The sequence below is a fragment of the Buttiauxella sp. AC142 genome, from assembly GCF_979253435.1.
Genome location: NZ_CEEDCH010000001.1, coordinates 3598223 through 3613036 on the forward strand (window position 1 = coordinate 3598223; position 14814 = coordinate 3613036).

The 14814-nt window shown below is 49.1% G+C and carries 14 protein-coding genes; 7 read left to right on the forward strand and 7 right to left on the reverse strand.

All coding sequences use genetic code 11. The annotated features are described in order from the left end of the window. Window positions 1–7: 7 nt before the first annotated feature. Both lplT and aas read right to left on the reverse strand, forming a co-directional pair. Window positions 8–1204 carry a lysophospholipid transporter LplT gene (gene lplT / locus AC0IWZ_RS16745; protein WP_471678890.1) on the reverse strand — a complete coding sequence of 399 codons (1197 nt, stop codon included), beginning with the start codon at window positions 1202–1204 and terminating at the stop codon, window positions 8–10. Beyond that, window positions 1197–3356 (reverse strand): bifunctional acyl-ACP--phospholipid O-acyltransferase/long-chain-fatty-acid--ACP ligase, encoded by a 2160-nt coding sequence (gene aas / locus AC0IWZ_RS16750; RefSeq protein ID WP_471678888.1) that lies wholly within the window; start codon window positions 3354–3356, stop codon window positions 1197–1199. The genes lplT and aas overlap by 8 nt, the downstream gene beginning before the upstream one ends. A 56-nt stretch (window positions 3357–3412) precedes the next feature. Here aas and AC0IWZ_RS16755 point away from each other — a divergent pair, with 56 nt between their 5' ends. From AC0IWZ_RS16755 to AC0IWZ_RS16775, 5 genes are all read left to right on the forward strand, one after another. Continuing rightward, on the forward strand, window positions 3413–3727 hold the full coding sequence (locus AC0IWZ_RS16755; RefSeq protein ID WP_471678887.1) for a hypothetical protein: 315 nt from the start codon (window positions 3413–3415) through the stop codon (window positions 3725–3727). Window positions 3728–4044: 317 nt separating this feature from the next. After that, window positions 4045–5052, forward strand: a complete 1008-nt coding sequence (gene galR, locus AC0IWZ_RS16760; RefSeq protein WP_034498080.1) for an HTH-type transcriptional regulator GalR — start codon at window positions 4045–4047, stop codon at window positions 5050–5052. 239 nt (window positions 5053–5291) lie between these two features. Beyond that, a complete protein-coding gene (locus tag AC0IWZ_RS16765) occupies window positions 5292–5771 on the forward strand; it encodes an Hcp family type VI secretion system effector (protein ID WP_471678886.1) in 480 nt (159 codons plus the stop codon). Window positions 5772–5801: 30 nt separating this feature from the next. Then, window positions 5802–6674 carry a hypothetical protein gene (locus tag AC0IWZ_RS16770; protein ID WP_471678885.1) on the forward strand — a complete coding sequence of 291 codons (873 nt, stop codon included), beginning with the start codon at window positions 5802–5804 and terminating at the stop codon, window positions 6672–6674. A gap of 1 nt (window position 6675) precedes the next feature. Further along, complete coding sequence (locus AC0IWZ_RS16775; protein WP_471678884.1) at window positions 6676–7125, forward strand: hypothetical protein; 450 nt, start codon at window positions 6676–6678, stop codon at window positions 7123–7125. Window positions 7126–7143: 18 nt separating this feature from the next. Here the strand turns inward: AC0IWZ_RS16775 and AC0IWZ_RS16780 are convergent, their stop codons facing one another. From AC0IWZ_RS16780 to AC0IWZ_RS16795, 4 genes are all read right to left on the reverse strand, one after another. Then, window positions 7144–7593, reverse strand: a complete 450-nt coding sequence (locus AC0IWZ_RS16780) for a GNAT family N-acetyltransferase (protein ID WP_471678883.1) — start codon at window positions 7591–7593, stop codon at window positions 7144–7146. Continuing rightward, window positions 7590–8363, reverse strand: a complete 774-nt coding sequence (locus AC0IWZ_RS16785; protein ID WP_115627424.1) for a GntR family transcriptional regulator — start codon at window positions 8361–8363, stop codon at window positions 7590–7592. Before AC0IWZ_RS16785 ends, AC0IWZ_RS16780 begins: the two co-directional genes overlap by 4 nt. Window positions 8364–8448: 85 nt before the next feature. Then, the gene (locus AC0IWZ_RS16790) at window positions 8449–9876 is read right to left on the reverse strand and encodes a glycoside hydrolase family 1 protein (protein WP_471678882.1); all 1428 of its coding nucleotides are present in this window, start codon (window positions 9874–9876) and stop codon (window positions 8449–8451) included. A 7-nt stretch (window positions 9877–9883) separates the two neighbouring features. After that, the gene (locus AC0IWZ_RS16795) at window positions 9884–11221 is read right to left on the reverse strand and encodes a PTS sugar transporter subunit IIC (RefSeq protein WP_034498095.1); all 1338 of its coding nucleotides are present in this window, start codon (window positions 11219–11221) and stop codon (window positions 9884–9886) included. A 296-nt stretch (window positions 11222–11517) separates the two neighbouring features. Between AC0IWZ_RS16795 and AC0IWZ_RS16800 the strand changes: the two genes are divergently transcribed. Next, a complete protein-coding gene (locus AC0IWZ_RS16800) occupies window positions 11518–12546 on the forward strand; it encodes a LacI family DNA-binding transcriptional regulator (protein ID WP_034498097.1) in 1029 nt (342 codons plus the stop codon). Here the strand turns inward: AC0IWZ_RS16800 and lysA are convergent. Then, window positions 12519–13778: a diaminopimelate decarboxylase gene (lysA, locus tag AC0IWZ_RS16805; RefSeq protein ID WP_471678881.1), complete on the reverse strand. Its 1260-nt coding sequence runs from the start codon at window positions 13776–13778 to the stop codon at window positions 12519–12521. The two genes, AC0IWZ_RS16800 and lysA, sit on opposite strands and share 28 nt — an antisense overlap. Window positions 13779–13890: 112 nt before the next feature. Here lysA and AC0IWZ_RS16810 point away from each other — a divergent pair, with 112 nt between their 5' ends. Beyond that, window positions 13891–14814: a LysR family transcriptional regulator gene (locus tag AC0IWZ_RS16810; RefSeq protein WP_471678880.1), complete on the forward strand. Its 924-nt coding sequence runs from the start codon at window positions 13891–13893 to the stop codon at window positions 14812–14814.

Genomic DNA, 14814 nt, shown 5'->3' on the forward strand with positions numbered 1-14814 from the left:
GAGAAAACTATTTCTGCCGAATCTGCCAAACCCACAGCCAGCCAATCGCCAGCGCAAACACTGCGCCAAAACCAATGCCAATTCCGACTATCGGCGCGCCGGTTTTTACCGCCAGCGAGTAAAGCCCAAGCATCAGCAACATCGCGGTATTTTCGCCGAGATTCTGCACCGCAATCGCATTCCCTGCGCCGACGGAATGTTTGCCGCGTTCCTGAAGCAGCGCATTGAGCGGAACCACAAAGAACCCGCCCAGAACACCAATCAGCACCAACAACATATAAGACGGCAGCAGTGCGTGTTGCAGCGAGAAGAACAACACGCCGACACCAATTAAGATCCCGGCAGGCATACAACGTGCGACGGTTTTGAGCGTCACAAGTTTCGCTGCAGCCCCCGCCCCCACCACAATCCCTACCGCAACCATGGCGTTCAGATACGTTGGCGTCGCGTTGTCAGTAATACCCAGCGCAACCGGTACCCACAACACTAACAAGAAGCGCAGCGTGACGCCCGCCCCCCAAAACAAGCTGGTGCCGACTAACGAGAAGCGAGTTTCACCGTTTTGCCAAAGCGTGCGGCAAGCCGTGAAAAAACTGCGCGTCATCGGGGTAAAGCGCCATGACTGACCAGGGCGAGCAGGAGCAAGTTTTGGAATAAATATGTTGGCGACAACCGCCCCGGCATACACCAACACACAAACGCCAAGCGCTGCCACAATATGCCAGTCGGCCAGCACGCCACCTGCCATTGAGCCCAGCAAAATCGCGGCAATGGTCGAGGCTTCCATCAGTCCATTCGCCTTCACCAGACGATCGCCCGTGGTGAGTTCACCTAAAATCCCGTATTTAGCTGGCGAATAGGATGCTGCGCCAATCCCCACCAGTGTATAGCCGACGAAGGGATTAAAGCCAAAACAGATCAACGCTGCGCCAGCCAGTTTGAGACTGTTGGCAAACATCATCACTCGCCCTTTGGAAAAACTGTCTGCGACCTGTCCGACAAACGGGGCAAATAAAATATAAGCGCCAACAAAAACCATCTGCAAAACAGGCTGGCTCCAGTCGGGGTAAAACTGCTGTTTCAGCACTGCCAACGTGGCAAACAGCAACGCGTTATCACCAAACGCTGATAAAAATTGCGCGCAGGTTACTGCCATCATACCTCTGGACCAAATGGAGGTATCGTTTACGGCATTATCACGCATGCTCTGTCTCCGGCTGGTCTACCAGTGTTTTCAGACTAACAAAATCAGGTTTGCCGCTCCCAAGAACCGGCAACTGTTTCATGAAACGAATATCACGCGGCACCGCCAGTTCTGGGATCCCATTCGCGCGCGCAAAGTGCAGCAGTTTTTCACGGTTCAGTTCGCTATCCGTGGTGAACATCACCAGCGCCTCACCTTTTGCCACATCGCTTTTAATGACCGTAGCGTGCATTTTCTCTGGTGAAACGCCGAGCGCCAGTTGCTCTACCATTTCCAGCGAAACCATCTCACCGGCAATTTTGGCAAAGCGTTTTGCGCGCCCCTGAATCACACAAAAACCGTGCTCATCGAAACTGACGATATCGCCCGTGTCGTACCAGCCCTGCTCCACCTCGCCTTGTTCATTTTCGGCGCTCGGTGCTTCCAGAACACCCGGGTTTTCCACTCGCAAGTAGCCCTTCATGATGTTCGGCCCTTTCAGTTGCAACCGCCCACCTTCTTCAATTCCCGGTACTGACAACAATCTGGCATCCATCGCTGGCAGAATGCGCCCGACGGTGCCGACTTTTGCGGCCATAGGAACGTTGATAGAAACCACGGGCGCGCACTCAGTCACGCCGTAGCCTTCCAGCACGCGCAGTCCAAATTTATCCTGCCAAAGTTGTTTGGTGCTTTCCTGGAGTTTTTCCGCACCCGCCACCACATAACGCAGGCGGAAGAAGTCGTAAGGATTTGCAAAACGCGCATAGTTGCCAAGGAATGTCGAGGTGCCAAACAACACGGTGCAATTACGGTCGTAAACCAGCTCAGGCACAATGCGATAGTGCAACGGACTTGGGTAGAGAAACACTTCGGCACCCGTCAGCAGCGGCGTAAATAACCCCACAGTCAGGCCGAAAGAGTGGAACAACGGCAGCGCCGACATAAAGCGATCGTTCGCCGTAAAATCAGCAATCGTGCGAATTTGCTCCACGTTCGCCAGCAAACTTTTATGGCTGTGGACCACACCTTTTGGATTGCCTTCTGAGCCGGAAGTAAACAGCACCATTGCGGCGTCTTCTGGCTGTTGTTTTACCTGGGCCAGATGCGGCATCAGTAAATGAGCGAAGATCCAGAGCTTATCTGCCAACGTGACATCGGCTTTTAAGTCTTCCAGAAAGGCCCAACGAACCTGCGTGAGCTGCTCGGGAAGATGCCATAATTTGCCTTTGTCGAGGAACTGACGCGAAGTAAATATCGTCTTGAGCTGTGCGGCTGTAATCGCACTGGTCAGCCCTTTCACGCCCGCGGTGTAGTTCATCATCGCCGGAATTCGCCCACGGGACGACGCACCAAAAATCACCGCGGCGCTGATAGCCGCATTGGGCAGCATCAGGCCAATTGTTTCGCCCGGCGCACTGTATTTATTCAAAATACGCCCGACAAACAAGGTCTTGGTCAGCAGACTGCGATAAGTATCCGGTTTGAAATTGATATCTTCGATACAGTTTTTTCGCTCACCGTAACGATATTGCGCAGCAAGCAATGCCTCATACAATGTTTCACGCGGGCGTACTGCCATTCGTGCTTCCATCATTATCTGATGCAGCATTTCCCCTGCCATTTTCCGGCGTTCACGCGCTCGTGGAGCTTCTGGCATCGGAACGGATGTCGGCGGCAGAATATGCAGGCTGATACGCGGGAACAAACGCCGCTTTACCAAGCCTTTCAGGCGGCTGAAAAATGTCAGCTCAGCGCCATCAATACGGATGGGAATAACGGTCGCGTTTGATTTTGCGGCAACAAACCCGGCACCTTCATAAATTTTCATCAATGAGCCAGTCACAGAAATTCGCCCTTCAGGGAAAATAACCACCGGACGGCCCTGCTCCACCAGCCGCACCAGATGTTTAATCGACATCGGTTTGGTTGGGTCAAGCGGCACGAAATCTATCAACGATTTTAACCAGCGCATGTACCACTGCTGACTAATAGATGAATAGACAGCAAACACTGGCCGGCCAGGTAAAAACAGCGCCAGCAAAATACCGTCAATAAAGGAAACGTGGTTTGGAACAATCAGGACGCGCGGCTGAGAAAGAGATTGCTGCGAGCCATATAGCCGCACTCTGAACAAAATACGAAAAAGTGCACGGAAAAAACCAAATAGCATAGCAACTCCCTTTGTCATGAATAAGCCGCAGGTACTTAAGTGTAGTGGGAGATTACATGACTAAATGGAAAGGAGCGATAGTTTGGGTGAATGCAAAGTCTGAAAAAAAGGCAAAAAAAACCTGCGCATCTGCGCAGGTCGGTGCAAAGAATTTACTTAACAACGTAACTAGAATTCTCACCAATCAATACCTCTGGGACTTGAATTGTGGCGCAGTCAGCGCAAGGCTACCAGTGAGAAAAAGCAAGGGAATTAGCGGAAAGTGCAACCAGTTGTTTAAAACATCGCGTCTTGTTACAGGCTGCCATTTTTTGGACAAAAAAAACCTGCGCATCCGCGCAGGTTGGTGTAATTCATGTGATCAGCATTAGATGCTGACATCACCTATCAATACCTCTGGGACTTCAAATGTAGCAGTGCCTGGTCACTTTTCGCCATGGCGAAATAGCAACAGCGCGATGCAAACTGTAAGCAAAAATTTACTCTGAAATCTTTAAAAATCCATAACATGCCATCTTCTACCGCTACGCTTGATTTTCGTGGTGCTGGTATGTGTAACGATTACACTGAATTTGGTTTCTTTTTAGAGAGGTTTGCGACGCTGACGACAGTTGCGCCCTTGAAGTAACGCGGCTTTTCCGTAACACTTAAAACTGTGTAAACGCTTACCCACTCAGGAAAATCTTCGATGGCGACAATTAAGGATGTAGCAAAACTGGCAGGCGTTTCTGTCGCCACGGTATCACGTGTCATAAATGATTCCCCCAAAGCCAGTGATGCATCACGCCTGGCGGTAAGCAGCGCGATGGAAGAGCTGAATTACCATCCTAATGCGAATGCGCGCGCACTTGCGCAGCAAACCACTGAAACCATTGGCCTGATTGTGGGCGATGTCTCCGATCCATTTTTTGGCGCGATGGTAAAAGCCGTAGAACAAGTCGCCTATCGCACCGGCAATTTTTTGCTGATCGGTAACGGTTATCACAACGAACAAAAAGAGCGACAGGCGATTGAACAACTTATTCGCCACCGCTGCGCGGCCCTGGTCGTTCATGCGAAAAAAATACCTGACGAAGAACTCATTTCTTTAATGAAACAAATGCCCGGCATGGTGGTAATCAACCGAATTTTGCCGGGTTTTGAGCAGCGCTGTGTGGCGCTCGATGACCGCTACGGCGCGTGGCTTGCAACCCGCCATCTGATTCAACAAGGCCATACTAAAATTGGCTACTTGTGTTCCAACCATCAAATTTCCGATGCCGAGGATCGTTTGCAAGGTTATTACGACGCGCTAACGGAGCATGGATTACCGATTAATGATCGCTTAGTGACTTATGGTGAACCGGATGAAAGCGGTGGTGAGCAGGCAATGACGGAACTGCTGGGGCGCGGAAAGAACTTTAGCGCGATTGCCTGTTACAACGATTCCATGGCCGCAGGTGCAATGGGTGTTCTTAATGATAATGGCATTGATGTCCCGAAAGAGATTTCACTGATTGGCTTTGATGACGTGTTGATTTCACGCTACGTTCGCCCACGTCTGACAACGGTGCGTTACCCGATCATTACCATGGCAGAACAGGCCGCGGAACTGGCTTTGGCGCTGGCTGAAAAACGTGAGTTACCCGAAATCACGCATATGTTTAGTCCAACACTTGTGCGGCGGCATTCGGTGATTGCCTATTCGGGCGAGTAAAGAAAATGAAATCAGCCAGATAAAAAATCTGGCTGCAAATAACAAACAACCTTATCCATTCGCACTTTAAATACCAGATTAATTATTAATTAATAAAATATGTAACAAAGCGAAATAAAGTAGAAAAACCTTCCAAAATATTATGATTGCATTTTATTTATATTGAGACCAGGATTTCAGGTTAATAAACTTGCAAATCCTTATCATATAAATCACATCAATGATATTAATGGAATGATATGTCAAACTTAGCCTATTTAACCATAAATGGTCAAACACAAGGCCTGATCTCTGCTGGATGCTCATCATTAGATTCTATTGGTAACAAAGCACAAATCGCTCACATTGACCAGATTATGGTTTATGCCGTCACTCATTCAATGTCCCGAGCACAAAACGTCAATCATCATGAAATGGTGATCATTAAGCCGATTGATAAAGCTTCACCTTTATTAGCCAAAGCGATCAATGATAATGAAATGCTTGTCTGCGTTCTGGATTTATACCGTACCAACCGGGTTGGGATGAATAACCTTTATTATAAAGTCAAACTTACCGGAGCTCGAATTTCGCATAATGAATTCATTGTACCTCACAATCTTCTGGATAACGGAGCCGAACCCCAGGAAAGAATCACCTTCAGCTATGAAACGATAACCTGGGAACATTGTGATGCAGGGACCAGTGCGTATAGTCTGTGGAATGATCGCGTATTTTAAATATTAGTTTTGATAAATAAGGAGGTTGTCATGTCTGAATTAAGAAATTCAAAGAATAAGCCACATGATTACTTGCGCGACGAGCATCAATTTCAAACCTATCCAAGTATGAATCCAGTGTTGCGTGACATGGCGGCTATCAATGGTGATTTTATTACTGAAAGCCGATACATCATGTTGCTAACTATTGAGGAAGCGCAGGGGGTATCAGATGAATTACTTGGTAATTTAGATTATTTCTTCTCCTATCGATTAGGGCCTGGGAATATTAAAGATGGCCTGGATGGATTTCGCACCCTCAGCAAATTAACAACTTACTACAGCCCTACGGGAAAATTAGTTTTTAACTTTAATTGTCTAAAAATAAAAGCCGTAGAATATGTAATTAATGGCAAAGCATACATTAAAATCACTGGATATGCTGGCCTGCGTCGCATACTGACAGGCACCCGTTATGGGGCAACAAACCCACAAATGCTTGAAATGGCTATTGGTATGCGCGGTTTTGGAACCGCCCTTATAAAAGGAATGAAATTTTGTATTTATGCCTCGTTAGCGTTGCGAGGTGTTGAACTGATATTTAAGTCTGATTATCACCTTGTTGATTTTTTGGTTGATATTCCAATGGATATAGCAAAAATAATTGTGTCAAGCGTAGCGATCGGGATTGTCGGTGGGGTGATGACATTTTTCAGCTTTCCAGTTGTAATTATTGCTGGGTTTATCATTGGAATAGGCATTATATTAAATAATCAATTAAATCATCTTGATAACGAAATGGGGCTATCTACAGATCTAAAAAACAAAATTCGTGACGCTATCATTGAGCAGCAAAAAATGAGCGAATGGGATTATCAACATTTGGCTCCATTTTCAAAACCACTACATGAAAGAGGTTTCTAAAATGCGACCATATACCAAATTACAATGGGTAGGCTTTAAATTTGCTGGTATTTTTTTGATGGCCGTATCTTTGATTATGGTATATTACTCTATGTTTTTTATTGAGGAGTATCGACTCTACTCCCTTATTACGCTGGATAATACTATTATTTATGACGGAAGAATAATTACCGCCATTGGAGGGATACCAACTTACATTTACGTATTCTTTTTCTCATTCCGCACAATTTTGCAAAAAGGCGTTGAGCGACTAAAAAAAGGAACGCTCATTGGTAATATCTGGGGATTGTTTAGCCTTGCATGTTTCGTTTTTTTCATGAGCATATCCTGGATAATCCCTCTGGGATTAATGGCGTTAGATTACACGTTATGTGACGAGGAAGGGGACGTTCCTGGACTGTATTACGCCAGTAAGCCAGAAATCTGCAAAACTATTGTTTCTAAACCTTAATTAGTGTGTGGTAAATGTTTAAAGCACGTATTTATAAAGATGAACCACCTTATCCGGGTAATCCAGCCCGTCGCCGATATATTCCCAGCCAAAACGCTCGTAATAATCTTTGCACGCTGAATAAAGATAAAGCTGCGGATAACCCAGTGCGCGGGCGTGTTCAATAACGTGCTGTTGCAGCTTCGCCCCAAGTCCACGTCCGCGCTGGCTTTCATCGATATATAACGCCGCTAACCACGGATAAAGATCCTGGCGGCTAATTAAATCGCAGCGCCATAACCCAACCGTTCCAACCAGTTTCTCACCTTCAACCGCCACAAAAGTTAAAGGCAACTGCCCTTCCCGCTGGCTGGTCGCCACAATTGAAGCGAAAAAGTCCCGGCTGTCAGAAGTGCCAAATGCCTGCCATATCCAGTCTGTAACCTGCTCGGCATATTGCGGCATCGCATACAGCGGGAGAATTTTCACATCAGCTTCCCCTGAAAGATGGGAACGGACTCGAAAAGATAGCCGTCGAAATCGGGCGCATCGGAATCAGATTGCTCGAGCAGGCTATTTTTAACGTTTTCTAAATGCTGCCACATCGCCTGCCATGAACCCATGACATCGCGGCGGCGCAGTGCCGCCAGAATAGTTTGCAGGTCGCCGAGCCACTTCAGGCGATAGCTGCGTGTATCAATATGCGCCCGCAATTGCTGCCACATTGGGCTGCTGTCTAAATGGCGCCAGATACTTTCCACCGTCGCCAGCAACATCTGGTTTTGCGAAGCGCCCGCCAGAACCAGGTGGAACATCTTGCAGTTATCCTGACTCAGATCGTTTATCGCGATCGCGCGCTGCTCTTGCTCGAGAATTCGCTTAAGGTTGTCGATGTCCGCTTTGGTCGCCATTTTTGCGGCGAATGCCGCAATATTACTTTCCAGCAACTGACGCGCCTGGAGCATTTCAAACGGGCCAATATCGCTGCTGAAAAAGGCTTCTTCTTCCGCTTCATTTTCTGCCGGAACGCGCATGACATAAACACCGGAACCCTGGCGAATATCGACTGTGCCTTGCAGTTCGAGCATCAGCAACGCTTCACGAACAATCGTGCGGCTGACGCCATAGGTTTCAGCAATATTACGTTCAGGCGGCAAACGTGAACCGACTGGATACAGTCCTTGCATTATTTGCGCGCGTAGATCCTCACCAATTTCCTGGTATTGTTTTTTTTCTGGCGAAAGCACTACCTTGTCCACGATATCACCCGCATTTGTTGATTCTCAGCGCCATTATGTTCTGACGCTGATTTATGCCCGCTAGCTTATCAAATTATGTACCCAATTATTTCCATTCATCATCAACGTTGAGCTGCAACGTGTGAGTTTCACCCAGCGTCCGATACCAATGCGCAGATTTTTTCGCCCGCCGCTCGCGATTGTTTTGCAGGTTAATTTCAATCAATCCATAGCGATTTTTGAAGGCGTTCATCGGCGATACGTTGTCGGTAAACGCCCACAGCATATAACCCTGGCAGTTAGCGCCATCTTCGCGAGCGCGCAGCGTCTGGTACAAATGCTCGCTGATAAACGCGATACGATAATCATCTTCAATCACGCCGTCAGCATTGCGGAATTGCGCCTCGTTTTCTGTTCCCATCCCGCTTTCTGCGACAAACCACGCAATATTGCGATACTCCGTTTTTATCCGCATCGCCATGTCATAAACGATACGGGGGTAGATTTCCCAACCCCGTGACTTATTCATTCGCCGCCCTGGCAACTCAAACGGCTCGTAATAATATGCTGGATGGAATGGCGTCTCCTGATTCCAGGCGCGGGACGGCGCTTTTACGCGATGTGGATAATATAAGTTGATACCCAGTTCATCGACGGTATTTTCCCGGATAATCGCCAGCTCTTGTTCGGTGTAATCCCACTTAATATCATGTTTTTTCAGTAGTTCGATAAGCTGCTGCGGATACTCGCCGTGCACCAGCGGGTCTAAAAATACGCGGTTGTAAAACAGATCGTATATCTGCGCCGCTTGCTGGTCATGAGCAGCACTGGAGCGCGCATAAGTCACTTCTGGATTAAGAATACAGCCGACGGTTCCGCTATAGCCTTTTTCGCGGAAAAGCTTCACCACTTTCGCCGTGGCGAGGTTTTTGTGGTGGTTCCACTGCATCCATTTATGGGTGTTTTGCTCATACGGCCAGCGCAACGCATCAAGATAAACGCGGGTTTGCACCACAATCGGCTCGTTGAACGTAAACCAGCGATTCACTTTATGCGCGTAACGGGCAAACACTTTTTCAGTGTACAAGACAAAAAGCTCGACCACTTTCTTCGATGCCCAGCCGCCGTAGGTTTCAAATAAAACGGCTGGCAATTCATAGTGCTCAAGACAAATCATCGGTTCGATGCCGTTGCGGCGCATTTCGTCGATTAAGTTGTCGTAATACTGCGCATATTCCTCGTCAATTACGCCCTTTTCATAGTCCGTGAAAAAGCGCGACCAGTTGATAGAAGTGCGGTAGTGCGTTAATCCCGCCTGTTTCATCAACGCCACATCTTCGCGGTAGCGATTGATAAAATCCGTCGCGACCGCCGGGCCGTAGCCTTCATGCCATACATGTCTGTCGTTTTTGTACCAGGCGTCAAGCCAGGAATCCTGCCCTTCTTTTTTGCCGCTCCAGCCTTCGGTTTGCCAGGCCGATGCCGCAGCACCGAGTATAAAATCTGCTGGAATAGTGATTTTTACGTTGCTCATGCCTTCCTCACACGTTTTTGGCAAGTTGTTGCTGTTCGGCCTGTAACTGCGCTTGTTCAGCACGGCGAGAGGCTATTTTCACAAACGGCAGGTAAATCAGAACCGAAACCAGAATACAGCCCAGTTGCGTGACGACCGCGCCCATCGAACCGGCGGTAGAAAGCCAGGCGTTAATCAACGGCGGCGTGGTCCATGGCACCATCACAACGGCTTTACCGGCAAAACCCATTGCCGTTGCGAAGTAGCCAATAGTGCCGGTAACCAGCGGCGTAATAATGAAAGGAATAGCCAGAATAGGGTTGAGCATAATCGGCATACCAAAAATCACTGGCTCATTAATGTTGAAGATCCCAGGGCCGAAAGAGAGTTTGGCGATTTCTTTCATCTCTTTGCGCTTCGTCGCAATCATCACCGCAATCAGCAGCCCAATCGTTAAACCGGAACCGCCAATACTCATATACACATCCCAGAACGGCATGGTGATGATGTTAGGGATCTCTTTGCCTTGCTCAAACGCGCTCATGTTGACGGTAATCGCCCCGAGCAGCAGCGGCTCGCGGATAGGTTTGATCATCTGATTACCGTGAATACCGATAACCCAAAACAGCTGTGCGACAAACATCAGCAGCAAAATCCCCGGCAGGCTTTGCACCACTTTTTCCAGCGGTTGCTGCACCACCTGATACACCGCGTCATACAGGTACATGCCGGTAGTTTGGTGGAAAACAAAACCAAAAGTCGCGATGGCGGTAACGGTAATGATCGAAGGGAGCAGTGCTGAGAAAGAGGCAGAAACGTTAGGCGGAACGGTATCCGGCATTTTGATCTTCAGCCCTTCGCGCTTTTCCAGCCAGCAGTAAATTTCCACCGACAAAATAGCGATAAACATGCCAAGGAACAGGCTACGGGTGTCAGAAAACTGGCGCGCCAGAATGTCTTTCACCATATGCATTTGCCCATCGACCATCATTTCGATGGTGGTTGGCGTCACGCAAATGAAGCAGATAACCGCCAGCAAGCCTGGGAACAGACTTTTGATGCCGTTGATTCTGCCTAATTCGATACCAATCAGGAACACCGCGCCAATGTTTAAAAAGTTAAGCGTGGCGTAGTTAATCGCCGCGGTAATCGGCTTGAGTTGGGCGAGAAATGACAGTGCAGAAAAACTGGCGAGGCCGTTTTTAGGATCCAACACCATATTCGAGATGAGGACCGAGAATGCCCCGACGATAATCACCGGCATTAGGGTAATGAAGGAAGCTTTGATCGCCATAATATAGCGGTAGCTATTGAATTTAGTGGCAAAACTTCCCAGAGAGTCGATTAACTTTTCCTGCAAAGCCATAGGGTATACCTCAGTGTTGTCGTTTTTTTATTATTCAAAGCGATGGAAGACGACCGATTTGGTATACCAAAAATAGAACCAACTCATTAACATTTCCGTGATAAACGTCCCACATTGTTATATTGGAATTCCAATGTGAATAATCTGGTATACCAAATAAATATAAGTTGCATGAATCATTCAAAAGCGTGATCCGGCACGACAATTGCTGCTAGCGCCATGTTTCATCATCACAGCGTGATAAACTAGCGCCATTATGCGACCACGCGGCAAGCGTCTTAATCAGGAATGAATTGATGGTAACAATGCTGGATGTCGCGCTACGCGCAGGCGTTTCCAAAGCAACGGTATCACGCGTGCTTAACGGAATTGGGCAAGTTAAAGAGAGCACCCGCGAGCAGGTGTTTACCGCCATGGAAGAACTGGGCTATCGCCCTAATTTTCTGGCGCGATCACTGGCGAACCGTAGCAGTAATAGCGTCGGTTTGGTGGTGTCGACTTTTGACGGGTTCTACTTTGGCCGCCTGTTACAACAAGCCTCACGGCAAACGGAAGTCTGGGGCAAGCAATTGATTGTCACCGATGGACACGATACGCCGCAAAAAGAACTGGAAGCCGTGCAAATGCTGGTCGATCGCCATTGTGATGCCATCGTGCTGTACACCCGTTTTATGAACGAGCGGACTTTATTGTCGCTAATGAACAGCATTAAAGTCCCGCTGGTCGTGATTAACCGCGATGTTAGCCAGGCGCGCGATCGCTGCGTTTTCTTTGAACAGCAAGATGCTGCGTTTCAGGCGACCGATTATCTCATTGAGCAAGGTCATCGAGATATCGCCTGCATTACCGTGCCTATTTCTACGCCAACCGGCCAGGCACGTCTGATGGGTTACAGAAAAGCATTGCAAAAACATGGCATCGCTTTTAACGAAGACCGAGTGAAATATGGCGATTCAAGCATGGTGCTTGGCCATAAATTGTGTCAGGAATTACTGGAAAGCCAGGTGCCATTTAGCGCCCTGTTTGCCTGTAACGATGATATGGCGCTGGGCGCTTCAAAGGCGCTGCATCAGGCTGGAGTGCGGATTCCGCAGGATATTTCGTTGTTTGGTTTTGATGATGCGCCGAGCGCGCAGTGGCTTGAACCCGCGTTATCCAGCGTTTATCTGCCTATCGACAGCATGATCACCACGGCAATCGATCAGGCGATAAAACTGGCAAACGGCGAGCCGCTTAAAGCTATCCCGCCGTTTGTCGGCAAACTGGTGTTACGCGAGTCAGTCGGCCCTGGCCCGTATTACATTTCCAACGCCAGCAATTCCTGAATGGTCTGACGGCGGCGAATCAGTCGCGCCACACCATTATCAAATAACACTTCAGGCAACAATGGGCGGCTATTGTAATTGGATGACATCGAAGCGCCATACGCGCCGGTGTCATGCAGCACTAAATAGTCACCGACCTGCACCGGCGGCAGCGCACGCGTTTCCACTTTGCCGCCCTCTTGCTGAGTAAACACATCGCCCGATTCGCACAATGGCCCGGCCACGACGGTTTCTACTGTTGGAAGTGAAGCGAGTTCACGTCCGTCTCCTGCCAGAGCGGAAATATGGTGATAGCTGCCGTACATTGACGGACGCATCAAATCGTTAAACCCGGCGTCAATCAGCACGAAGTGGCGCGAACCCATATTTTTAACCGAGCGCACCTGCGCGACCAGAACGCCGGATTCTGCCACCAGGAAACGGCCTGGTTCGATTTCCAGTTTCACCGGGTGTCCCAGACGCTGGGCGATTTTCTCACGCGCCGCATTCCACAAGCCGTAATAGTGATTAGTGTCGATGGTTTCTTCGCCTTCACGATACGGAATGGACAAACCACCACCTGCGGAGATCGCTTCCAGATCCTGACCAAAATCAATCACCTGCTGCACCATCGCGCCACAAACGCGTTCGAGGTGACCATAATCCACACCAGAACCAATGTGCATGTGAATGCCCACCAGGTGCAGTTTGTAGCGCTGGATAACCTCTAACGCCTGCGGCAAATCTGCATGCCAGATGCCGTGCTTACTGTTTTCCCCACCGGTGTTGGTTTTCTGGCTGTGGCCGTGACCGAAACCAGGATTAACGCGCAGCCAGACGCGATGGCCCGGCGACATTTCACCAAGCTGTTGCAGCATATCCACGGAACCCGCGTTCACCGGAATCTGCTGTTCAGCCACCAGCGCCAGCGTCGATGGGTCAATCATATCGGCGGTGAATACGATATCGTCTTTGTTTTCAACCGGGTTATAGCCCGCCGCCAAAGCGCGGACAATTTCACCCTCTGAAACCGAATCCACTTTCACACCCTGCTCGCGCATCAGACGCAGAATGTGAATGTTAGAACACGCTTTTTGCGCAAAACGAATCACATCAAACTGGCGCAATTGGGCAATCTGCTGGCGAATAATCTCAGCATCATAAACCCAGACCGGGCAGCCAAATTCCGCAGGCAATGCCAGCAGGTTTTGCGCATTCAGCGCGGTGTCGGTGTTATTGAGTGGGCGTGGCATGGTGGCTCCGGCAACATTTCATTTTTTTATATTACGCCACACCGCGAAGTGAAGAAAAAATATCGTTTTCCCTGGAGTCTATGCAAAACTGATATGGAAACAGGAGAACGTTATGCCCTCAATAACCTTACGCCATATCGAAATTTTCCACGCGGTGATGACAGCCGGCAATCTGACTGAAGCTGCAGGGCTGCTGCATACGTCGCAGCCGACCGTCAGCCGTGAGCTGGCGCGGTTTGAAAAGCTGATTGGCCTGCAATTATTTGAACGTAGCCGCGGGCGGTTACATCCCACCGTGCAAGGCTTACGCTTGTTTGAAGAAGTGCAGCGCTCCTGGTATGGCCTGGACAGAATTCTGAATGCCGCCGAAAGCCTGCGTGAATTCCGCCAGGGCGAATTGTCGATTGCCTGCCTGCCGGTGTTTTCACAATCTTTTCTGCCGGTGTTAGTGCAGCCGTTTCTGGCGCGTTACCCTGAGTTGAGTCTCAATATCGTGCCGCAGGAATCACCGCTGTTAGAAGAGTGGCTTTCTGCCCAGCGCCACGATTTAGGGTTGACCGAAAATACCGTGACGCCCGCTGGAACCGAACGCCAGACGTTACTGACGCTAAACGAAGTCTGCGTGTTGCCCGCAAGCCATCCCCTCGCCCATAAAAAAGTGCTCACGCCGCAAGATTTTGCCGGGGAAAACTACATCAGCCTTTCGCGCACCGACAGCTATCGCCAATTGCTGGATTCACTGTTTCAGGAGCACGACGTCAAGCGGCGTATGGTGATGGAGACACACAGCGCAGCCTCGGTTTGTGCGATGGTGCGGGCCGGAGTGGGCGTATCGGTCGTCAATCCGTTGACGGCTCTGGATTACGCCTCAAGCGGCGTTGTTGCGCGACGTTTTAGCGTGGCGGTGCCGTTTACCATGAGCCTGATTCGCCCCCTGCACCGCCCTGCTTCCGCGCTGGTCAGCGCTTTTAGCGAGCACTTACAAACCAATATGCAGATTTATATCGAACCGCTAAATGCGCTGCTGGATGCCTGA